The sequence below is a fragment of the Burkholderia orbicola genome, assembly GCF_900100915.1.
In the GTDB taxonomy this organism is placed as follows: domain Bacteria; phylum Pseudomonadota; class Gammaproteobacteria; order Burkholderiales; family Burkholderiaceae; genus Burkholderia; species Burkholderia orbicola.
The window spans coordinates 1108025-1127956 of the sequence record NZ_FNKW01000001.1; the positions used below are offsets into that span (position 1 = coordinate 1108025).

The window sequence follows — 19932 nt, forward strand, 5'->3', positions numbered from 1 at the left end:
CCGGTGAATGCGGTGAGTGGGATGACGCCATCTTTGTCGATATCATTTCATCGATCAAATCGATACAACGATAACTGACATGAATGTGGATGATATCGCCGGCCTGGACCTGAACCTGCTGAAGGTGTTCGAGGCGCTGTACGAGGAAGGCGGCGCGAGCCGCGCGGCGCTGCGGCTCGACCTCACGCAGTCGGCGGTCAGCGCGGCGCTCGGGCGGCTGCGCATGATCTATGCCGATCCGCTGTTCGTGCGCACCGGCCGCGGGCTCGCGCCGACGCCGCGCGCGGACGAACTGAAGCCGATCCTGTCCGATGCGCTCGACCGCTGCCGCGAAAGCCTCGCGATCGCGGCCGACGGCGGCGACCGCGTCGGCCGCACGATCTCGATCGGGCTGTCCGACGATTTCGAGATCGCGCTCGGCCGTGCGTTGATCGACGCGGTCGCGCACGAAGCCGCCGGCATCCGGCTGATCTTCCGGCAGACGCACAGCGGCATCGCCGGCGACGCACTGCTGCGGCACGGCGTCGACCTCGCGATCGCGTCGGGCGGATTCTCGGCGAACGGGCTCAGCCGGCGCGCGGTCGCGACCGGCGGCTATGCGTGCCTGATCGATCCGGCCGGCCGCACGCGGGCACCGCGCACGCTGACGCTCGCCGAGTTCCTGCGGCGTGACCATCTGCTCGTGTCGTCGGGCGGCGTGATCGGGATCGTCGACGAGGCGCTGGCCGCGCTCGGCCACAAGCGGCGCGTCGCGGCATCGACCACGCATTTCGCCGCGCTGCCGTACCTGCTCGCCGGCTCCGACGCGGTCGCGACGATTCCCGCGCACGCGGCGCATGCGATCGCGCAGGCGACCTCGCTGCGTGCGCTCGCGTGCCCGGTCGACCTGCCGCGCTATCCGGTCGAAATCGGCTGGCGCACGAGCACGCAGCGCGACCCGGCGATCGTGCGCGTACGCGACGCGATCGCCGCCTGCGTCGCACGCCTCGTCACACCATGAAAAAGGCCCGGCCGGCTTCTTGTACCGGTCGGGCCTGTCCGGGGGCGCGGCGCCGCGCATCGAAGCAGGCGCCGCGTAGCCGAGGGCATGCGTTACTCGACGGCCTTCACCATGTCCTCGATGACCTTCTTCGCATCGCCGAATACCATCATCGTCTTGTCCATGTAGAACAGGTCGTTGTCGAGCCCCGCGTAGCCGGCCGCCATCGAGCGCTTGTTGACGATCACCGTGCGCGCCTTGTACGCCTCGATGATCGGCATCCCCGCGATCGGCGATTTCGGATCGTTCTTCGCGGCCGGGTTCACGACGTCGTTCGCGCCGAGCACGAGCACCACGTCCACCTGGCCGAATTCGCCGTTGATGTCCTCCATCTCGTGCACGATCTCGTACGGCACTTCCGCTTCCGCGAGCAGCACGTTCATGTGGCCCGGCATCCGCCCCGCGACCGGGTGGATCGCGTACTTCACGTCGATGCCCTTCTCGACCAGCTTGTCGGTCAGCTCCTTCAGCGCGTGCTGCGCGCGGGCGACGGCAAGCCCGTAACCCGGCACGATCACGACCGATTCCGCGTTGCCGAGCATGAACGCCGCGTCATCGGCCGAGCCCGACTTCACCGGCCGCTGCTCCTGCGCGCCCGCCGCGCCGCCGGCCGCCGCTTCGCCGCCGAACCCGCCGAGGATCACGTTGAAGAACGAGCGGTTCATCGCGTGGCACATGATGTACGACAGGATCGCACCCGACGAGCCGACCAGCGAGCCGGCGATGATCAGCATCGCGTTGTTCAGCGAGAAGCCGATGCCGGCCGCAGCCCACCCCGAGTACGAGTTCAGCATCGACACGACCACCGGCATGTCCGCACCGCCGATCGGGATGATGATCAGCACGCCGAGCACGAACGCGATCGCCGTCATGATGATGAACGGCAGCCACGCCTGCGTGATGAAGAACAGGATGCCGAAGCCGAGCATCGCGATCGCGAGCATCAGGTTGATCAAGTGCTGGCCCGCGTACACGACCGGCGCGCCCTGGAACAGCCGGAACTTGTACTTGCCCGACAGCTTGCCGAACGCGATCACCGACCCGGAGAACGTGATCGCGCCGACGAACGTGCCGATGAACAGCTCGACACGGTTGCCGTACGGGATGAAGCTCGACGACACCGCGTCCTGCGGCACGAGCCCGAACGCTTCCGGCTCCGACACGACCGCATACGCGATGCACACGGCCGCGAGACCGATCAACGAGTGCATCGCCGCGACGAGTTCCGGCATCTTCGTCATCTCGACGCGCGCGGCGACGAATGCCCCGACACCTCCGCCGACGATCAGCGCGCCGAGCACGAGCGCGAGGCCGAGCGGCAGGTTCGCGCCGAGCCACGCGGCCTGCTTGACGATCAGCGCGATCGTCGTGAGGATCGCGATGGCCATCCCGACCATCCCGAACAGGTTGCCGCGGCGCGCGCTCTTCGGGTTCGACAGCCCCTTCAGCGCCTGGATGAAGCACACCGACGCGACGAGGTACAGCAGCGTAACGACGTTCATGCTCATCGCGCACCCTCCTTGCCGCCCTCGACACGCTTGGGCTCCTTCTTGCGGAACATCTCGAGCATGCGCCTCGTCACGAGAAAGCCGCCGAACACGTTGACGGCCGCGAGCGCGACCGCGAGCGTGCCGAAGAACTTGCCGGTCGCGCCGACGGTGAGCGCCGCCGCGAGCATCGCGCCGACGATCACGATCGCCGAGATCGCGTTGGTCACGGCCATCAGCGGCGTATGCAGCGCCGGCGTGACGTTCCAGACGACGTGGTAGCCGACGTACACCGCCAGCACGAAGATGATCACGTTGATCACCGTGTGATTGATGACTTCCATGGTCTCCTCCGTTATTTGCGCGTCACTTCACCGTCGCGGCACAGCAGCGTCGCGGCGACGATGTCGTCGGTCAGGTCGATGTTCAGCGTGCCTTCCTTCGTGACGATCAGCTTCAGGAAGTCGAGCAGGTTGCGTGCGTACAGCGCCGATGCGTCCGACGCGACCATCGACGCCAGGTTCGTGTAGCCGGCGATCGTCACGCCGTTGTGCACGATCACCTGGTCGGCGACGGTCAGCGGGCAATTGCCGCCCTTGCGGCCGTCGACTTCCGGGCCGCGGCCGGCCGCGAGATCGACGAGCACCGAACCGGGCTTCATCGACTGCGCGGTGTCGACCGAGATCAGCGTCGGCGCCGGGCGGCCGGGAATCAGCGCGGTGGTGATCACAATGTCGGCCTGCTTCGCGCGTTCGTGCACGAGCGCGGCCTGGCGGCCGAGCCACGACGGCGGCATCGGGCGCGCATAGCCGCCGACACCCTGCGCGGCTTCGCGCTCTTCGTCGGTTTCGAACGGCACGTCGAGGAATTTCGCACCGAGCGACTCGATCTGTTCCTTCACGGCCGGCCGCACGTCGGACGCCTCGATCACCGCGCCCAGCCGCTTCGCGGTCGCGATCGCCTGCAGGCCCGCGACGCCCGCGCCGAGAATCAGCACGCGCGCCGCCTTCACGGTGCCCGCGGCCGTCATCAGCATCGGCATGAAGCGCGGATACAGCGACGCGGCCACCAGCACGGCCTTGTAGCCGGCGATGTTCGCCTGCGACGACAGCACGTCGAGACTCTGCGCACGCGTGGTGCGCGGCGCGGCCTCGAGCGCGAAACCGGTCACGCCGGCCGCGGCGAGCTGCGCCGCCTGCTCGCCGTTGAACGGCTCGAGCATGCCGACCAGCACGGCGCCGCGCTTGAGCAACGGCAGTTCGGCGTCGGTGGGCGCCTGGACCTTCAGCACGAGGTCGGCGGCAAAAGCGGCCGACTGGTCGGTCAATTCGGCGCCAGCGGCCACATAGGCTTCATCGGGATAGCTGGCTGCGCTGCCGGCCCCTTTCGCGATACTGACCTGATGGCCGGCCGCCGCGTATTTCTTCACGGTTTCCGGCGTCGCAGCCACGCGCGCCTCGTTGGCCCGCGTTTCAGCAGGCACTCCAATATGCATCGTCAGTTCCTCCAGTCATTGTCAGTATTTCTTTTCTTGCGTTCTTTACTGCGCAACGAGCCGGACAGGCTGACTTACCGGCTCACGAGCAACGGCTTTCACGCTGCACTTTAACCGAAAGCGATGCCCCCGCCAGCACTTTCCGCACGACCGTGCTCGAATGCGACATCCGTTTGGTCCGTGCCGTCGCGCCGCGCCGGCACGGATGAACTCCGGGGGTCGGATTCATCTAACCAGACGGCCGGCAGCGTTCGGGCGCAACCGGTAAAATGCCGACCATGAAACCCAAACTCTGGACCCCGCATGTGACGGTCGCCGCGCTCGTCGAGCGCGCCGGCCGCTTTCTCGTGATCGAGGAAGAAACCTCGACGGGCCTGCGCATCAACCAGCCGGCCGGTCATCTGGAAGCCGGCGAAACGCTGGCCGACGCCGTGATCCGCGAAACGCTCGAGGAAACCGCGCACCCGTTCACGCCCGACGCGCTCGTCGGCGTCTATCTCGCGCACTACGAGCGCCCCGGCAGCGCCGGCGCGACCTACCTGCGCTTCACGTTCTGCGGCACGGCCGGCGAACCGATCGCGGGCCACGTGCTCGACGATGGCATCGTGCGCACGCTGTGGATGACGGCCGACGAGCTGCGCGCCTGCAGCGAGCGCCATCGTTCGCCCGCGGTGATGCGCTGCGTCGACGACTATCTCGCCGGGCGGCGCGTTCCGCTCGATTTCGTGCACACGCATTCGGTCGCCCCGCGCCCCGAGGCATTCGAACGTCAGGCGGTCAGCAAATGAGCAAGCGCCGTGTAGTGGTGGGCATGTCGGGCGGCGTCGATTCGTCGGTGACCGCGTGGCTGCTGAAGGAACAGGGCTACGACGTGGTCGGCCTGTTCATGAAGAACTGGGAAGACGACGACGACGGCGAGTACTGCTCGACGCGCCAGGACTGGATCGACGTCGTGTCGGTAGCCGACCTGATCGGCATCGACGTGGAAGCCGTCAACTTCGCCGCGGAATACAAGGACCGCGTGTTCGCCGAGTTCCTGCGCGAATACTCGGCCGGCCGCACGCCGAACCCGGACGTGCTGTGCAACGCCGAGATCAAGTTCAAGGCGTTCCTCGACCACGCGATGTCGCTCGACGCGGAAATGATCGCGACCGGCCACTATGCGCGCGTGCGCGAGCGCAACGGGCGTTTCGAACTGCTGAAGGCCTTCGATCATACGAAAGACCAGTCGTACTTCCTGCACCGGCTGAATCAGGCGCAACTGTCGAAGACGATGTTCCCGCTCGGCGAGATCCCGAAGACGAAGGTGCGCGAGATCGCCGCGCAGATCGGGCTGCCGAACGCGAAGAAGAAGGATTCGACCGGCATCTGCTTCATCGGCGAACGGCCGTTCCGCGATTTCCTGAACCGCTATCTTCCGACCAAACCCGGCCCGATGAAGACGCCCGACGGCAAGGTGGTCGGCGAGCACATCGGCCTCGCGTTCTACACGTTCGGCCAGCGCAAGGGCATCGGCCTCGGCGGCAGCAAGAGCGGCAGCGGCGAGCCGTGGTTCGTCGCCGCGAAGGACATCGCGTCGAACACGCTGTACGTCGTGCAGGGCCACGATCATCCGTGGCTGCTGTCGCGCGAGCTCGTCGCCGGCAACGTGAGCTGGGTCGCCGGCGAGCCGCCGGCGGACGGCTTCGCGTGCGGCGCGAAGACGCGCTACCGGCAGGCCGATGCGGCGTGCGTGTTCGGCGCGGCGGCTGCCGGCCCGGCAGGCGAAGCGCGCTTCTCGCTCGCGTTCGACGACGCGCAGTGGGCCGTCACGCCCGGCCAGTCGGCCGTGCTGTACGACGGCGAGATCTGCCTCGGCGGCGGCATCATCGAATCCGCGGCCACCGGCCAGCCCGGTCAGGCCACGTCGGCGGGCCACGCGCCGGCGCTCGCCGAAGCACGCTGACATCCATTCGGTTTAGACTTGCGGCACGTCGCGCCCGGCGGAACACGATTCCGCCGCGGCCGGCGCGCCGCCGCGCAGCGTACGCATGGCGGTATTTCAAGATTCTTACGGAGTCCCCATGCTTTCAAGACGCTACCTCGCGATGTGGTGCGCTGTCCTGCTGCTCATCGCCGCGGCCGCACTCGCGTCGATCCACGTGCTTTCGTGGCTGTGGATCATCCTCCCCATCGCCCTCGTCGCACTCGGCCTGTACGACCTGAACCAGGACCGCCACGCGATCCTGCGGAACTACCCGCTCTGGGGCCACTTCCGCTTCCTGTTCGAATTCATCCGACCTGAAATCCGCCAGTACTTCGTCGAGGACGACACCGACGAGAAGCCGTTCTCGCGTGCGCAGCGCAGCCTCGTCTACCAGCGTGCGAAGAACGTCGCCGACAACCGCCCGTACGGCACCGAGCTGAACGTAAAGGCCGTCGCGCACGAATGGATCAGCCATTCGCTCGCGCCGACGAAGCTGCCGAACCACGATTTCCGCATCCGCGTCGGCGCGAATCGCGCGCAACCGTACGACATTTCGATCTTCAACATCTCGGCGATGAGCTTCGGCTCGCTGTCCGCGAACGCGATCCGCTCGCTGAACCTCGGCGCGAAGAAAGGCGGCTTCGCGCACGACACCGGCGAAGGCTCGCTGTCGAAGTACCACCGCGAGAACGGCGGCGACATCATCTGGGAAATCGCGTCCGGCTACTTCGGCTGCCGCAACGACGACGGCACGTTCAACCCCGACAAGTTCGCGAAGCAGGCCGCCGATCCGCAGGTCAAGATGATCGAGGTGAAGCTGTCGCAAGGCGCGAAGCCCGGCCACGGCGGCGTGCTGCCGGCCGCGAAGATCACGCCGGAAATCGCCGAGACGCGCGGCGTGCCGATGGGCAAGGACTGCATCTCGCCCGCCACGCACTCGGAATTCTCGACGCCGCGCGGGCTGCTCGAATTCGTCGAGCGGCTGCGCACGCTGTCCGGCGGCAAGCCGACCGGCTTCAAGCTGTGCATCGGCCATCCGTGGGAATTCTTCGGGATCGCGAAAGCGATGCTCGAGACGGGCATCGTGCCCGACTTCATCGTCGTCGACGGCGCGGAAGGCGGCACCGGCGCGGCGCCGCTCGAATTCACCGACCACGTCGGCGTGCCGCTGCAGGAAGGGCTGCTGCTCGTGCACAACACGCTCGTCGGCATCGGCGTGCGCGATCGCGTGAAGCTCGGCGCGAGCGGCAAGATCATCACCGCGTTCGACATCGCGCGCACGCTCGCGATCGGCGCGGACTGGGTGAACTCGGCGCGCGGCTTCATGTTCGCGGTCGGCTGCATCCAGGCGCAGCACTGCCACACCGACCGCTGCCCGACCGGCGTCGCGACGCAGAACCCGGTGCGCCAGCGTGCGCTCGTCGTGCCCGACAAGGCCGAGCGCGTGTACAACTTCCATCGCAATACGCTGCATGCGCTGCAGGAACTCGTGCAGGCGGCCGGCCTCGCCCATCCGTCCGAGTTGCGCGCGCATCACATCGTGCAGCGGGTCGCGCCGCACGAGGTGCGGCTGATGTCGCAACTGCTGAAGTACCTGAAACCCGGTGCGCTGCTCGACGGCCAGACCTGCGGCTTCTCGCTGTACGACAAGTGGTGGCCGATCGCGCGCAGCGACTCGTTCACGCTCGGCGAAGCGGTGTACGCGTCGATCGACTGATGCAGGCGGCCGCCCCGCTCCGGCGGCGGGCGGCCTGCGCCGCAAAAAGAAAAGCGCCCTGCGGGGCGCTTTTCTTTCGTCTGCCGAATGCGTGAGGGCCGGGCCGCGGCTCAGCTCTGCGGCGGCAGCGTATCGGCGAACGATTGCCGCTGCAGCAGCTTCACGAAGTGCTTGTCGAGGTTCGGGTGGCGATCGCGCCAGTTGAGCTCGGGCATCCGGAAGTCGAGGTAGCCGAGCGCGCAGCCGAGTGCGATGTCGGCGAGCGTGTAATGATTGCCGACGCACCACGCCTTGCCGCCGAGGCCCTGCGACATCGCGACGAGCGCGTCGTCGATCTTGCGTTGCTGACGCGCGATCCAGCTCGCGCTGCGCTGCGCCTCGTCGCGCATCGTGTGTTCGAGACGGATCGCGACGGCTGCGTCGAGCACGCCGTCGCCCAGTGCCTCCCAGCAGCGCACTTCGACGCGCTCGCGACCCGACGGCGGAATCAGCTTGCCGACCGGCGACAGCGTATCGACGTATTCGCAGATCACGCGGGAATCGAACACCGCGGCACCATCCTCCATCACGAGGCACGGGACCTTGCCGAGCGGATTCGATGCATGAATATCCGTCTCCGGCGCCCACACGTCCTCGAGCTCCAGCTTGTAGTCGATCTTCTTTTCAGCAAGCACGATCCGCGCCTTTCGGACGTACGGGCTGCTGAGCGAACCGATTAATTTCATCATCTGCCTTTTCAAGGGAACTGCCGAGAGTATACGTTGTCGTCGATCATAACCGGCCGGTGCAGCCGGGTAGAAAATCGCCCGTCCGGCCTGTGGATGGTTTGCAACAGCCGCCGCGCAGGCCTTGGCCGGTGCGGCTTCGGGCCCTGCTCTCACGCACCGCGTCGCGCGGCGCTACAATCGCACGATGAATGCGCCCCTCGATACCGCCATCGCCGTCGACGTCTACCGCCAGCGCCGTGAACGCGTGCTTGCCGCACTGCGTGCCGCAGGCGGCGGCGTCGCCATCGTCCCCACCGCGCCGGAAATGCTGCGCAACCGCGATACGGCCTACCCGTACCGGTTCGACAGCTACTTCCATTACCTGACGGGCTTCACCGAGCCGGATGCCGTGCTCGTGCTGAACGCGGCCGCGCCGCACGGCGCGCCGGAATCGATCCTGTTCTGCCGCGCCAGGAACGTCGACCGCGAGATCTGGGAAGGCTTTCACTACGGCCCCGACGCCGCGCGCGACGCGTTCGGCTTCGACGCGGCCTTCGCGACCGACGTGATCGACACCGAGATGCCGCGCCTGCTCGCCGATGCGGGCACCGTGCACTACCGGTTCGGCGCATCGGCCGACTTCGAGCGCCAGCTCGCCGGCTGGATCGACGCGGTGCGCGCGCAGGCACGCGCGGGCGTCGCCGCACCGGACGCGCTGCTCGACCTCACACCGCTGCTCGACGACATGCGGCTCGTGAAGGACGAACACGAACTCGCGATCATGATGCGCGCCGCGCACATCTCCGCGCTCGCGCACCGCCGCGCGATGCAGGCGTGCCGCCCGGGCATCCGCGAATACGAGCTCGAGGCCGAGCTGCTGTACCTGTTCCGCAAGCACGGCGCGCAGGCGCCCGCGTACGGTTCGATCGTCGCGGCCGGCGCGAATGCGTGCGTGCTGCACTATCCGGCCGGCAACGCGGCCGCGCGGGACGGCGACCTGATCCTGATCGACGCCGCGTGCGAACTCGACGGCTATGCGTCGGACATCACGCGCACGTTCCCGGCCAACGGCCGCTTCTCGCCCGCGCAGCGCACGCTGTACGACATCGTGCTCGCCGCGCAGCAGGCCGCGATCGACGCGACACGCGCGGGCGTGCCGTTCGAGGCGCCGCACGACGCGGCCGTACGCGTGCTCGCGCAAGGGCTGCTCGACACCGGCATCATCCCGAAAACGCGCTTCTCGAACGTCGACGACGTGATTGCCGAGCGCGCGTACACGCGCTTCTACATGCACCGCACGGGCCACTGGCTCGGAATGGACGTGCACGACTGCGGCGACTACCGCGAACGGCTCGCCGCGCGCGACGCCAACGGCGCGCTGCCGTGGCGCACGCTGAAGCCCGGCATGACGCTCACCGTCGAGCCCGGCCTGTACGTGCGCGCGGCCGACGACGTGCCGCCCGAGTACTGGAACATCGGCATCCGCATTGAGGACGATGCGATCGTGCGCGAGCACGGCTGCGAGCTGATCACGCGCGGCGTGCCGGTCGCGGCCGACGAGATCGAGGCGCTGATGCGCGCGGACGCATGACCGGGCGCCGACCGTTACCTCCGTTTCACGAATCAAGATGACGACCGCTTCCTCCCCGGCCACGCCGGATTACGATCTCGCCATCGTCGGCGCCGGCCCCGTGGGGCTCGCGCTCGCCGGCTGGCTCGCGCGCCGCAGCGCGACGCGGCACGCATCGATCGCGCTGATCGATGCGCGCGAACCGGCCGCGAGCGCGAACGACCCGCGCGCGATCGCCGTATCGCACGGCAGCCGCGTGCTGCTCGACACGCTCGCATGGCCTGCCGACGCCACGCCGATCGAACATATCCACGTGTCGCAGCGCGGCCATTTCGGCCGCACGCTGATCGACCGCGACGAACACGCGCTCGCCGCGCTCGGCTACGTCGTGCGCTACGGCTCGATCGTGCAGGCGCTCGCGGGCGCCGTGCGCGGCACGCGGGTCGACTGGCTCACGTCGACCACCGCGCACACGCCGCAGCAGGATGCCGACGGCGTCACGCTGACGCTCGACGGCCCGCAAGGCGGGCGCACGTTGCGCGCGCGCATCGTCATCAATGCCGAAGGCGGGCTGTTCCATGAACAGCAGGCCGACGCGGGCAAGCATCGCCGCGACTACGGGCAGACCGCGCTCGTCGGCACGGTCACGGTATCGGCGCCACGCCCGAACGTCGCGTGGGAACGCTTCACGCACGAAGGCCCGCTCGCGCTGCTGCCGCTCGGCGGGCCGCGCCAGGCCGACTACTCGCTCGTCTGGTGCTGTACGCCCGACGAAGCGGCGCGACGGGCCGCGCTGCCCGACGATGCATTCCTGCACGAGCTCGGCAGCGTGTTCGGCGAGCGCATGGGCGAATTCGTCGCGATCGCCGGGCGCGCGTCGTTCCCGCTCGGCCTGAACGCGGCGCAGACGCTCGTCAGCGGCCGCATCGCGATCGTCGGCAATGCCGCGCAGACGCTGCACCCGGTTGCGGGCCAGGGGCTCAACCTCGGGCTGCGCGACGCGCACACGCTCGTCGACACGCTGTCCGCGCAAGGCTTCGAAGCGACCGCGCTCGCGACCTTCAACGCGCGCCGCGCGCTCGACCGGCGCCTCACGATCGGCGCGACCGACACGCTCGCGCGCCTGTTTACGATCGACGCGGGCCCGCTTCCGCTGCTGCGCGGCGCGGCGCTCACCGCGCTCGAATTCGTGCCGCCGCTTAAAAAGGTGATCGCGCGCCAGATGATGTTCGGCCAGCGCAACTGACACGCGGCGCACCGCACGGCCTCTTCGGGCAAACCAGGCAAACCGGGTCAAATCGGCGGGGCGTGGGAATACGGTAAAATGCCCGTTTTCCGTCTTCCCTTCCCCTGCCCGCGCTTGTCGTGGGCGGCGCCATTGCGATGCCCGTTATCGGCCCTCACGTATTGCGTAACAACCTGTTCGTTGCCCCGATGGCCGGGGTGACGGATCGTCCGTTCCGCCAGCTGTGCAAGCGGCTGGGGGCCGGTTACGCCGTGTCCGAGATGGTCGCGTCCAACGCGCAGCTGTGGAAGAGCGCGAAGACGATGCGGCGCGCGAACCACGAAGGCGAAGTCGAGCCGATCGCGGTGCAGATCGCCGGCGCCGATCCGGCGATGATGGCCGAAGCGGCCCGCTACAACGTCGACAACGGCGCGCAGATCATCGACATCAACATGGGCTGCCCGGCGAAGAAGGTCTGCAACGTCGCGGCCGGCTCCGCGCTGCTGCAGAACGAGCCGCTCGTGCAGCGGATCGTCGAGGCGGTCGTCGCCGCGGTCGGCACGGGGCCCGATGCGGTGCCCGTCACGCTGAAGATCCGCACCGGCTGGGACCGCGAGCACAAGAACGCGATCACGGTCGCGCGCCTGGCCGAAGCGACCGGCATCTCGATGCTCACCGTGCATGGCCGCACGCGCGCCGACCTCTACCGCGGCGACGCCGAGTACGACACCATCGCGGCCGTGAAGGCGGCCGTGCGGATTCCGGTGGTCGCGAACGGCGACATCACGTCGCCCGCCAAGGCGAAGGCCGTGCTCGATGCAACCGGCGCCGACGCGCTGATGATCGGTCGTGCCGCGCAAGGCCGGCCGTGGCTGTTCCGCGAAATCGATCATTTCCTGCAAACCGGCGAGCTGCTGCCCCCGCCGCGGATCGACGAGATCCAGCACGTGATGAACGAACACCTGGAAGACCACTACGCTTTCTATGGCGAATTCACCGGTGTGCGTACTGCGCGCAAGCACATCGGCTGGTACACTCGCGGCCTTTCCGGTGCCAACGGGTTCCGGCACCGAATGAACACGCTCGATTCCACCCGCGAGCAGCTCGCCGCCGTCAATGCTTTCTTCGAGGCGCAAAAGGCGCTGTCGGACCACCTCGTCTACGTCGATGACGAAGCGGAGAACAGCCAGGGCGAGTCGGACGACCATAACCAGTTAGCAGCATGAGCAAGCACAACATCGAACAATGTGTCCGCGAGAGCCTGGACGTGTATTTCCGGGATCTAGACGGCTCCAATCCGCACGACGTCTATGAAATGGTGATGTCCTGCGTCGAAAAGCCGATGCTCGAGGTCGTGCTCGTACAGGCCGGCGGCAACCAGTCGCTCGCCGCCGAGTACCTCGGCATCAATCGCAATACGCTGCGCAAGAAGCTGCAGCAGCACGGCCTGCTGTAGGCGGCCGTCCCGTCCCCGTTTCCCTGGCTATTGGTGGTTCCATCATGATCAAGCAAGCGCTCATTTCCGTTTCCGACAAGACCGGCATCGTCGACTTCGCGAAGTCGCTGTCCGACCTCGGCGTCAAGCTGCTGTCGACGGGCGGCACCGCGAAACTCCTCGCCGACGCCGGCCTGCCCGTGACCGAAGTGGCCGATTACACGGGCTTCCCGGAAATGCTCGATGGGCGCGTGAAGACGCTCCACCCGAAGGTGCACGGCGGCATCCTCGCCCGCCGCGACCTGCCCGAGCACATGCAGGCGCTGGAGCAGCACGGCATCCCGACGATCGACCTGCTCGTCGTGAACCTGTATCCGTTCGTCGCGACGATCGCGAAGGACGACTGCACGCTCGCCGATGCGATCGAGAACATCGACATCGGCGGCCCGACGATGCTGCGCTCGGCCGCGAAGAACCACCGCGACGTGACGGTCGTCGTCGATCCGGCCGACTACGCGGTCGTGCTCGACGAAATGAAAGCGAACGGCAACACGGTCGGCTACCCGACCAACTTCCGCCTCGCGACGAAGGTGTTCGCGCACACCGCGCAATACGACGGCGCGATCACGAACTACCTGACGAGCCTGACCGACGAGCTGAAGCACGCATCGCGCAGCACGTACCCGGCCACGCTGAACCTGGCATTCGACAAGGTGCAGGACCTGCGCTACGGCGAGAACCCGCACCAGAGCGCGGCGTTCTACCGCGACCTCGCGACGCCGGCCGGCGCGCTCGCGAACTACCGCCAGCTGCAGGGCAAGGAACTGTCGTACAACAACATCGCGGATTCGGACGCGGCGTGGGAGTGCGTGAAGACGTTCGACGCGCCGGCCTGCGTGATCATCAAGCATGCGAACCCGTGCGGCGTCGCGGTCGGCAACGACTCGGCCGACGCATACGCGAAGGCGTTCCAGACCGATCCGACCTCGGCATTCGGCGGCATCATCGCGTTCAACCGCGAAGTCGACGAAGCGGCCGCGCAGGCGGTGGCGAAGCAGTTCGTCGAAGTGCTGATCGCCCCGTCGTTCTCCGACGCCGCGAAGCAGGTGTTCGCCGCGAAGCAGAACGTGCGCCTGCTCGAGATTGCACTGGGTGACGGCCACAACGCATTCGACCTGAAGCGCGTCGGCGGCGGCCTGCTCGTACAATCGCTCGATTCGCGCAACGTGCAGCCGAGCGAACTGCGCGTCGTCACGAAGCGCCAGCCGACCGCGAAGGAAATGGACGACCTGCTGTTCGCGTGGCGCGTCGCGAAATACGTGAAGTCGAACGCGATCGTGTTCTGCGGCAACGGCATGACGCTCGGCGTCGGCGCCGGCCAGATGAGCCGCGTCGATTCCGCGCGCATCGCGAGCATCAAGGCACAGAACGCGGGCCTGACGCTGGCCGGCTCGGCCGTCGCGTCGGATGCGTTCTTCCCGTTCCGCGACGGCCTCGACGTCGTCGTGGCGGCCGGCGCGACCTGCGTGATCCAGCCGGGCGGCTCGATGCGCGACGACGAAGTAATCGCGGCGGCCGACGAGCACGGTATCGCGATGGTCCTGACGGGCGTGCGTCACTTCCGTCACTGATCGCGGCATGCGGCCCGCGCGGCCGCTGCACGGCAACCCGGCGGCATCACCCCCGCCGGGTTTTTTATTGCGCGGCGCCTTCGCGCACGACCGGGCGACCGGCTTGCCGCACCATTCGTTGTAGTATCGCTGCATCACGCCACTCTCCTCACTCATGCGAATTCTCGGCATCGACCCCGGCCTGCGCGTCACCGGCTTCGGCGTCATCGACGTCAGCGGCCACCGGCTCGCCTATGTCACGAGCGGCGTGATCCGCACGCCGACGGCCGACCTGGCCACCCGGCTCGGCACGATCTTCCAGGGCGTCTCGACGATCGTGCGCGAACACGCGCCCGACCAGGCCGCGATCGAAAAGGTGTTCGTCAACGTGAACCCGCAGTCGACGCTGCTGCTCGGCCAGGCGCGCGGCGCGGCGATCTGCGGCCTCGTCGCGGGCGGGCTGCCGGTCGCCGAATACACGGCGCTGCAGCTCAAGCAGGCCGTGGTCGGCTACGGCCGTGCGACCAAGACGCAGATGCAGGAAATGGTCACGCGGCTGCTCAACCTGTCCGGCCAGCCGGGCTCCGACGCAGCCGACGCGCTCGGCATGGCGATCTGCCACGCGCACGGCGGCAACACGCTCAGCACGCTGGGCGGCCTGGCGCCGGCGCTCGCGCAGAAAGGGCTGCGCGTGCGGCGCGGCAGGTTGGTCGGCTGACGCTGCCGCGCATCGCGGCCCGTGGCCCGACGCGTCGGGCCACTGCGTGGGCCGCCTGGACCCGGTTGGCCGCTTGCCCGCTTTACCCCCACCCGACATACCCGCGACACGCACCGCTTCGTCCTGACGGCCGCGCCCATCGGCATTGCGCCGCGCGTGCGCTACACTCGCGCTTTCTTCCTCGCATCCCGTCCTCCATGATCGGTCGCATCGCCGGCATCCTGCTCGAAAAGAACCCGCCTCATCTGCTCGTCGACTGCAACGGCGTCGGCTACGAAATCGACGTGCCGATGAGCACCTTCTACAACCTGCCGCAAACGGGCGAGCGTGTCGTGCTGCTCACGCAGCAGATCGTCCGCGAGGACGCGCACCTGCTGTACGGCTTCCTGACGCCGCAGGAGCGCACGACCTTCCGCGAGCTGCTGAAGATCACCGGCATCGGCGCGCGCATGGCGCTCGCCGTGCTGTCCGGCATGAGCGTGCAGGAGCTCGCGCAGGCCGTGACGATGCAGGATGCCGCCCGCCTCACGCGCCTGCCCGGCATCGGCAAGAAGACCGCCGAGCGCCTGCTGCTCGAACTGAAGGGCAAGCTCGGCGCCGACCTCGGCGCGCTCGCCGGCGCCGCGTCGCCGTCCGACCACGCGACCGACATCCTCAACGCACTGCTGGCGCTCGGCTACTCCGAGAAGGAAGGCCTTGCCGCGATCAAGAACGTGCCGTCCGGCACCGGCGTGTCCGAAGGCATCAAGCTCGCGCTGAAGGCATTGTCGAAGGCGTAACGCGCGTTCGATCCGGCCGTCGAAGCCAGTGTCGCGCCGCCGCGCGGCGCTCGCCAGTCGGCCGTTCGGCCAGGTGGTCCCGCCTGCGCCGCGCGGTACAATGGCCGCATGATTGAAACTGACAAACTCGCCACCGAACAGCGGATCATCGCCGCCACGCCCGCCTCGTCGCACGAGGAGGTGTTCGAACGTGCGTTGCGGCCGCGCCAGCTCGACGACTACGTCGGCCAGGAAAAGGTGCGCGGCCAGCTCGAGATCTTCATCGAAGCCGCGAAACGCCGCTCCGAGCCGCTCGATCACGTGCTGCTGTTCGGGCCGCCGGGGCTCGGCAAGACGACGCTCGCACACATCATCGCGCGCGAGATGGGCGTGAACCTGCGTCAGACATCGGGCCCCGTGCTCGAGCGCGCGGGCGATCTCGCCGCGCTGCTGACGAACCTCGAAGCGAACGACGTGCTGTTCATCGACGAGATCCACCGGCTGTCGCCGGTCGTCGAGGAAATCCTGTATCCGGCGCTCGAGGATTACCAGATCGACATCATGATCGGCGAAGGCCCGGCCGCGCGCAGCGTGAAGCTCGACCTGCAGCCGTTCACGCTGGTCGGCGCGACCACCCGCGCGGGGATGCTGACCAACCCGCTGCGCGATCGTTTCGGGATCGTCGCGCGCCTCGAGTTCTACGACGCCGAACAACTGTCGCGCATCGTGCGCCGCTCGGCGTCGCTGCTGAATGCGCAGATCGATCCGAACGGCGCGCTGGAAATCGCGAAGCGCGCGCGCGGCACGCCGCGGATCGCGAACCGGCTGCTGCGCCGCGTGCGCGACTTCGCGGAAGTGAAGGCCGACGGCCAGATCACCGCGGCCGTTGCCGACGCCGCGCTCGCGATGCTCGACGTCGATCCGGTCGGCTTCGACCTGATGGACCGCAAGCTGCTCGAAGCGATCCTGTACAAGTTCGACGGCGGCCCGGTCGGCATCGACAACCTCGCGGCGGCGATCGGCGAGGAGCGCGACACGATCGAGGACGTGCTCGAACCGTACCTGATCCAGCAGGGCTTCCTGCAGCGCACGCCGCGCGGGCGCGTCGCGACGCTGCTCACGTATCGCCACTTCGGGCTGTCGGTGCCCGATGCGCGCCGCACCGAACGCGACGAGTGGGATACCCCCGACGGCAAGTAATCCGCCACCCGAGCCGCACCCGCCATGACGACGCCGCCCAGCCGCCACCCCACCGCACCCGCGCCGGGCCCGCGCTGGGCCGAGCCGATCCGCAAGCGGCTCGTGGCCGGCATCACGCACCTGACGGCCGGCGGCGGCGGCCCGTCGATCGATCTCTCTTCACCGCCTGGCGACCCAGGGCTGTTCGGCCCCGACGCCGTCTGCTGGCGCGTGCATGCCGATTTCACGTCGATGATGACGGGCGGCATCGCCGCGCTGCTGCTGCAGGCGCTCCACCCGCTCGCGCTCGCGGGCGTGTGGGATCATTCGTCGTTCCGCACCGACATCTTCGGCCGCTTGCGGCGCACCGCCACGTTCATCACGGGGACGACGTTCGGCAGCCGCGCGGACGCGCTCGCGCTGATCGAGCGCGTGAAAGCGATCCATGCGCACATCTCGGGCAGCGCGCCGGACGGGCGGCCGTACCGCGCCGACGATCCCGCGTTGCTCACTTGGGTGCATGTCGCGGAAGTGTCGAGCTTCCTCGCCGCGCATCTGCGTTACGTGAATCCGGCGCTGTCCGGCGAGTTGCAGGACCGCTATTACACGGAAACGGCGCTGATCGCCGAACTGCTTGGCGCCCACGAGGTGCCGCGTTCGCGCGCCGAGGTAGCGGCCTATCTCGCGCGCATGCTGCCCGAGCTCGAAGCCGGGCCGCGTACCTTCGACGTGATGTCCATCCTGCTGAACGTGCCGGTCGCGAGGCCCGCGCTGCGGCCTGCCGCGTCGCTGGTGATGCATGCCGGCATCGACTTGCTGCCGCCGTGGGCGCAGCGCATGCTCGGCGTGTCGACGTTCGCGCCGTTGCGGCGCGCGGTGGTCCGGCCGGGCATCCGCGCCGTCGCCCCCGTGCTGCGCTGGGCACTCGTCAACGGCGCGTCGAAGCGTGCGCGCCGCCGCGCGACGGCTGCCCCGTCCGACGGCACTCCGCCTGCCTGACGATCCGCTTCTTCGGATCATTTCAATTTCCTGTCAAATACCTGTGACAAGCTGACGGGCTTACCCCCGCGCACGGTCGCACGTCCTGCCCGTCACGCTCGCCCGTGGCCCGCGCGGAGTCCCGCCTACCCGCTACCGACACCCGAAGCCCGCGATGCCACGCCTGCCGATCCGTTTCGCCCTTGCCGCCAGCCTGTCCACCCTCTTCGCTCTCGCCGCGTGCGGAGGCGACGATGTCACCGCCGTTGCGCGCACGGACGCGCAACCGCCGTCCGGCGGCACGACGACGACGCCGGCCCCGACGCCGCCCGCCACGACCACGCCGCAACCAGGCAAGTGGAAGGCGGCCCGCCCCGGCGACCTGATCGACGTGACGCTCGGCGATCTCCATCCGACGCAGGGTGCGATCGGCTACGACCAGATCTACTACAAGCTCGGCCGCTACGAACTGCAGCCCGACAAGAAGTTCGACGACTTCTGCGCGGACGAAGGCCTCGGCGGCGTCGCATCGAGCGGCTACACGGCCCGATCGTCGCTGCGCGAACCGGCCAGCTACACGTGCGCGACGACCGACGCGAACGCCCGCGACCGCTCGGTGCTGAACCCCGTCGTGATCGGCCCGAACGGCGATGCGCTGTACCTGACCGACGGCCACCACGGCCTGTCGACCTATTACGAGACGCCCGACGGCGGCCCGGCGCTGCATGTGCACGTCGTCGTCAAGGACAACCTCAGCGACTACTCGGGCGACGCGTTCTGGCAGCAGATGCAAAGCCGCGGCTATCTCCGCCTGAAGAACGGCGAAGGCCAGCCGATCACGACCGCGCAACTGCCGAGCGGCCTCGGCCTGAAACTCGGGATGACGAACGACCGCTACCGCTCGCTCGTCTATTTCACGCGCGACATCGGCTACAGCAAGCCCGCACAAGCGACCGACTACCTCGAGTTCTACTGGGCCGACTGGCTGCGCGCGCAGCCCGGCACGTTCGCGCTGGCGAACTACGACCTCACGCGCGGCGGCACGACCGATCCCGATCCGGCGAAGGCCGACACGGGCTACCTGAATGCGGTCTGGAATGCGTCCACGCGGATGGTCGCGGCCACCGACCCCGTGATCGACGGCAAGACGGGCGCCGATCTCGGGCGCGCCGATGCGATCAATGGCGGGAAGAAATACAACAAGGGGGAATTCGACAAGCTGCGCCAGCCGATCACGGCCGACAAGCCCGGCAAGATCGCGTACGCGCTCGACTACAAGACGCGCCACGCGCTGCCGCAGTAAGCGTAAGCGTCACGCAGTAAGAAGGCGAACCCCGGGGCCGGCCATGCCGCACGGGGCTGGCGTGTTCAGAGCACCTTGCGGTACCCGTCGTCATCGTCGCTCGCGGCTTCGAGATGCGACACGTCGGCCCACCGCACGACTTGCGCGCGGCCATCGACGTAATCGACGACATTGATGCTGGTGTTGAGCAGCTGATAGGTACGCGGCGCCGACAGCTCGATCCCGTTCGCGAAGCGATACACGCAATCGAGCACGCCGCCGTGCGCGACGCACGCGATCCGGCCGCCCGGATGCGCGGCGACGATCGGTTCGAGCGCATGCAGCACGCGGTGATAGAACTCACGCTGCGACTCGCCACCCTCCGGCGCGAAGCCCGGGTCGCGTGTCTGCCACGCCGCATACGCGTCCGGAAACAGCGCCTCGATCTCGGTGCTGTCGTGCCCCTGGAACGCGCCGTACGAACGTTCGCGCAACCCTTCGCGCAGCAGCAGCGGCAACCCGAGCGCATCGGCGAACGGTTGGGCGGTCTGTTGCGCGCGCATCAGGTCGCTCGAATACACCGCGTCGATCCGCGTGCCGTCACGCGCCTCGCGCCCGAGCCGCGCCGCCAGCCGCTGCGCCTGCGCGAGCCCTGTATCGGCCAGCGGGATGTCGATATGCCCCTGGATGCGCTTGATGCGGTTCCAGGCCGTCTCGCCATGGCGGATGAAAAGAATCTGCGTGGTGGCCATCGCGGCGCGCCTCC

The 19932-nt window shown here is 68.2% G+C and carries 19 protein-coding genes; 14 read left to right on the forward strand and 5 right to left on the reverse strand.

All coding sequences use genetic code 11. The annotated features are described in order from the left end of the window. Positions 1 to 79: 79 nt before the first annotated feature. Positions 80 to 1000, forward strand: coding sequence for a LysR family transcriptional regulator (locus BLS50_RS05215; protein WP_074801240.1), 921 nt, complete (start codon positions 80 to 82; stop codon positions 998 to 1000). A 92-nt stretch (positions 1001 to 1092) separates the two neighbouring features. Here the strand turns inward: BLS50_RS05215 and BLS50_RS05220 are convergent, their stop codons facing one another. Genes BLS50_RS05220 through BLS50_RS05230 form a run of 3 tightly spaced genes read right to left on the reverse strand, consistent with a single transcriptional unit; the run spans position 1093 to position 4021 of the window. Continuing rightward, a complete protein-coding gene (locus tag BLS50_RS05220; protein WP_006483443.1) occupies positions 1093 to 2547 on the reverse strand; it encodes an NAD(P)(+) transhydrogenase (Re/Si-specific) subunit beta in 1455 nt (484 codons plus the stop codon). Further along, the gene (locus BLS50_RS05225) at positions 2544 to 2870 is read right to left on the reverse strand and encodes an NAD(P) transhydrogenase subunit alpha part 2 (protein ID WP_006476884.1); all 327 of its coding nucleotides are present in this window, start codon (positions 2868 to 2870) and stop codon (positions 2544 to 2546) included. The genes BLS50_RS05220 and BLS50_RS05225 overlap by 4 nt, the downstream gene beginning before the upstream one ends. A gap of 11 nt (positions 2871 to 2881) precedes the next feature. After that, positions 2882 to 4021, reverse strand: coding sequence for a Re/Si-specific NAD(P)(+) transhydrogenase subunit alpha (locus BLS50_RS05230; RefSeq protein WP_074801243.1), 1140 nt, complete (start codon positions 4019 to 4021; stop codon positions 2882 to 2884). 278 nt (positions 4022 to 4299) lie between these two features. Here BLS50_RS05230 and BLS50_RS05235 point away from each other — a divergent pair, with 278 nt between their 5' ends. From BLS50_RS05235 to BLS50_RS05245, 3 genes are all read left to right on the forward strand, one after another. Continuing rightward, a complete protein-coding gene (locus BLS50_RS05235) occupies positions 4300 to 4809 on the forward strand; it encodes an NUDIX hydrolase (RefSeq protein WP_074802760.1) in 510 nt (169 codons plus the stop codon). Then, positions 4806 to 5966 carry a tRNA 2-thiouridine(34) synthase MnmA gene (gene mnmA / locus BLS50_RS05240; protein WP_074801246.1) on the forward strand — a complete coding sequence of 387 codons (1161 nt, stop codon included), beginning with the start codon at positions 4806 to 4808 and terminating at the stop codon, positions 5964 to 5966. Before BLS50_RS05235 ends, mnmA begins: the two co-directional genes overlap by 4 nt. Positions 5967 to 6084: 118 nt before the next feature. Further along, positions 6085 to 7704, forward strand: coding sequence for an FMN-binding glutamate synthase family protein (locus tag BLS50_RS05245; protein WP_074801248.1), 1620 nt, complete (start codon positions 6085 to 6087; stop codon positions 7702 to 7704). 110 nt (positions 7705 to 7814) lie between these two features. On the opposite strand, the gene BLS50_RS05250 is transcribed toward BLS50_RS05245, so the two are convergent. Then, complete coding sequence (locus BLS50_RS05250) at positions 7815 to 8429, reverse strand: glutathione S-transferase family protein (protein ID WP_027813221.1); 615 nt, start codon at positions 8427 to 8429, stop codon at positions 7815 to 7817. 187 nt (positions 8430 to 8616) lie between these two features. Between BLS50_RS05250 and BLS50_RS05260 the strand changes: the two genes are divergently transcribed. The 10 genes from BLS50_RS05260 (at position 8617) to BLS50_RS05305 (ending at position 19187) form a co-directional block, all read left to right on the forward strand. Then, complete coding sequence (locus BLS50_RS05260) at positions 8617 to 10002, forward strand: aminopeptidase P N-terminal domain-containing protein (protein WP_027807453.1); 1386 nt, start codon at positions 8617 to 8619, stop codon at positions 10000 to 10002. Between the two features lie 37 nt (positions 10003 to 10039). Continuing rightward, positions 10040 to 11227, forward strand: a complete 1188-nt coding sequence (locus BLS50_RS05265) for a UbiH/UbiF/VisC/COQ6 family ubiquinone biosynthesis hydroxylase (RefSeq protein WP_069232193.1) — start codon at positions 10040 to 10042, stop codon at positions 11225 to 11227. A gap of 137 nt (positions 11228 to 11364) precedes the next feature. Further along, a complete protein-coding gene (dusB, locus tag BLS50_RS05270) occupies positions 11365 to 12432 on the forward strand; it encodes a tRNA dihydrouridine synthase DusB (RefSeq protein ID WP_074802761.1) in 1068 nt (355 codons plus the stop codon). Beyond that, positions 12429 to 12662: a Fis family transcriptional regulator gene (locus tag BLS50_RS05275; RefSeq protein ID WP_006476892.1), complete on the forward strand. Its 234-nt coding sequence runs from the start codon at positions 12429 to 12431 to the stop codon at positions 12660 to 12662. The genes dusB and BLS50_RS05275 overlap by 4 nt, the downstream gene beginning before the upstream one ends. A gap of 44 nt (positions 12663 to 12706) precedes the next feature. Beyond that, positions 12707 to 14272 (forward strand): bifunctional phosphoribosylaminoimidazolecarboxamide formyltransferase/IMP cyclohydrolase, encoded by a 1566-nt coding sequence (gene purH, locus BLS50_RS05280; RefSeq protein WP_011694149.1) that lies wholly within the window; start codon positions 12707 to 12709, stop codon positions 14270 to 14272. Positions 14273 to 14426: 154 nt separating this feature from the next. After that, on the forward strand, positions 14427 to 14969 hold the full coding sequence (gene ruvC / locus BLS50_RS05285; protein WP_006476894.1) for a crossover junction endodeoxyribonuclease RuvC: 543 nt from the start codon (positions 14427 to 14429) through the stop codon (positions 14967 to 14969). Positions 14970 to 15166: 197 nt separating this feature from the next. Beyond that, entirely contained in the window at positions 15167 to 15748 is a 582-nt protein-coding gene (gene ruvA, locus BLS50_RS05290) for a Holliday junction branch migration protein RuvA (protein WP_074801251.1), read from the forward strand. 108 nt (positions 15749 to 15856) lie between these two features. Further along, entirely contained in the window at positions 15857 to 16927 is a 1071-nt protein-coding gene (gene ruvB / locus BLS50_RS05295; protein ID WP_006476896.1) for a Holliday junction branch migration DNA helicase RuvB, read from the forward strand. A 24-nt stretch (positions 16928 to 16951) separates the two neighbouring features. Continuing rightward, complete coding sequence (locus BLS50_RS05300; RefSeq protein WP_074801256.1) at positions 16952 to 17905, forward strand: oxygenase MpaB family protein; 954 nt, start codon at positions 16952 to 16954, stop codon at positions 17903 to 17905. Between the two features lie 154 nt (positions 17906 to 18059). Continuing rightward, positions 18060 to 19187, forward strand: a complete 1128-nt coding sequence (locus BLS50_RS05305) for a ParB/Srx family N-terminal domain-containing protein (protein WP_074801259.1) — start codon at positions 18060 to 18062, stop codon at positions 19185 to 19187. A 65-nt stretch (positions 19188 to 19252) separates the two neighbouring features. Here BLS50_RS05305 and BLS50_RS05310 read toward each other — a convergent pair whose 3' ends face one another. Beyond that, positions 19253 to 19918, reverse strand: a complete 666-nt coding sequence (locus BLS50_RS05310; RefSeq protein ID WP_074801262.1) for a histidine phosphatase family protein — start codon at positions 19916 to 19918, stop codon at positions 19253 to 19255. Positions 19919 to 19932 lie beyond the last annotated feature (14 nt).

Coding starts and splice junctions, on each gene's coding strand:
- dusB (WP_074802761.1), top strand. CDS start 11,365: ATGCCCGTTATCGGCCCTCACGTATTGCGTAACAACCTGTTCGTTGCC.
- ruvB (WP_006476896.1), top strand. CDS start 15,857: ATGATTGAAACTGACAAACTCGCCACCGAACAGCGGATCATCGCCGCC.
- BLS50_RS05225 (WP_006476884.1), bottom strand. CDS start 2,870: ATGGAAGTCATCAATCACACGGTGATCAACGTGATCATCTTCGTGCTG.
- BLS50_RS05275 (WP_006476892.1), top strand. CDS start 12,429: ATGAGCAAGCACAACATCGAACAATGTGTCCGCGAGAGCCTGGACGTG.
- mnmA (WP_074801246.1), top strand. CDS start 4,806: ATGAGCAAGCGCCGTGTAGTGGTGGGCATGTCGGGCGGCGTCGATTCG.
- BLS50_RS05215 (WP_074801240.1), top strand. CDS start 80: ATGAATGTGGATGATATCGCCGGCCTGGACCTGAACCTGCTGAAGGTG.
- BLS50_RS05250 (WP_027813221.1), bottom strand. CDS start 8,429: ATGAAATTAATCGGTTCGCTCAGCAGCCCGTACGTCCGAAAGGCGCGG.
- BLS50_RS05260 (WP_027807453.1), top strand. CDS start 8,617: ATGAATGCGCCCCTCGATACCGCCATCGCCGTCGACGTCTACCGCCAG.
- BLS50_RS05230 (WP_074801243.1), bottom strand. CDS start 4,021: ATGCATATTGGAGTGCCTGCTGAAACGCGGGCCAACGAGGCGCGCGTG.
- BLS50_RS05220 (WP_006483443.1), bottom strand. CDS start 2,547: ATGAGCATGAACGTCGTTACGCTGCTGTACCTCGTCGCGTCGGTGTGC.
- BLS50_RS05245 (WP_074801248.1), top strand. CDS start 6,085: ATGCTTTCAAGACGCTACCTCGCGATGTGGTGCGCTGTCCTGCTGCTC.
- ruvC (WP_006476894.1), top strand. CDS start 14,427: ATGCGAATTCTCGGCATCGACCCCGGCCTGCGCGTCACCGGCTTCGGC.
- BLS50_RS05265 (WP_069232193.1), top strand. CDS start 10,040: ATGACGACCGCTTCCTCCCCGGCCACGCCGGATTACGATCTCGCCATC.
- purH (WP_011694149.1), top strand. CDS start 12,707: ATGATCAAGCAAGCGCTCATTTCCGTTTCCGACAAGACCGGCATCGTC.
- BLS50_RS05300 (WP_074801256.1), top strand. CDS start 16,952: ATGACGACGCCGCCCAGCCGCCACCCCACCGCACCCGCGCCGGGCCCG.
- BLS50_RS05310 (WP_074801262.1), bottom strand. CDS start 19,918: ATGGCCACCACGCAGATTCTTTTCATCCGCCATGGCGAGACGGCCTGG.
- BLS50_RS05305 (WP_074801259.1), top strand. CDS start 18,060: ATGCCACGCCTGCCGATCCGTTTCGCCCTTGCCGCCAGCCTGTCCACC.
- BLS50_RS05235 (WP_074802760.1), top strand. CDS start 4,300: ATGAAACCCAAACTCTGGACCCCGCATGTGACGGTCGCCGCGCTCGTC.
- ruvA (WP_074801251.1), top strand. CDS start 15,167: ATGATCGGTCGCATCGCCGGCATCCTGCTCGAAAAGAACCCGCCTCAT.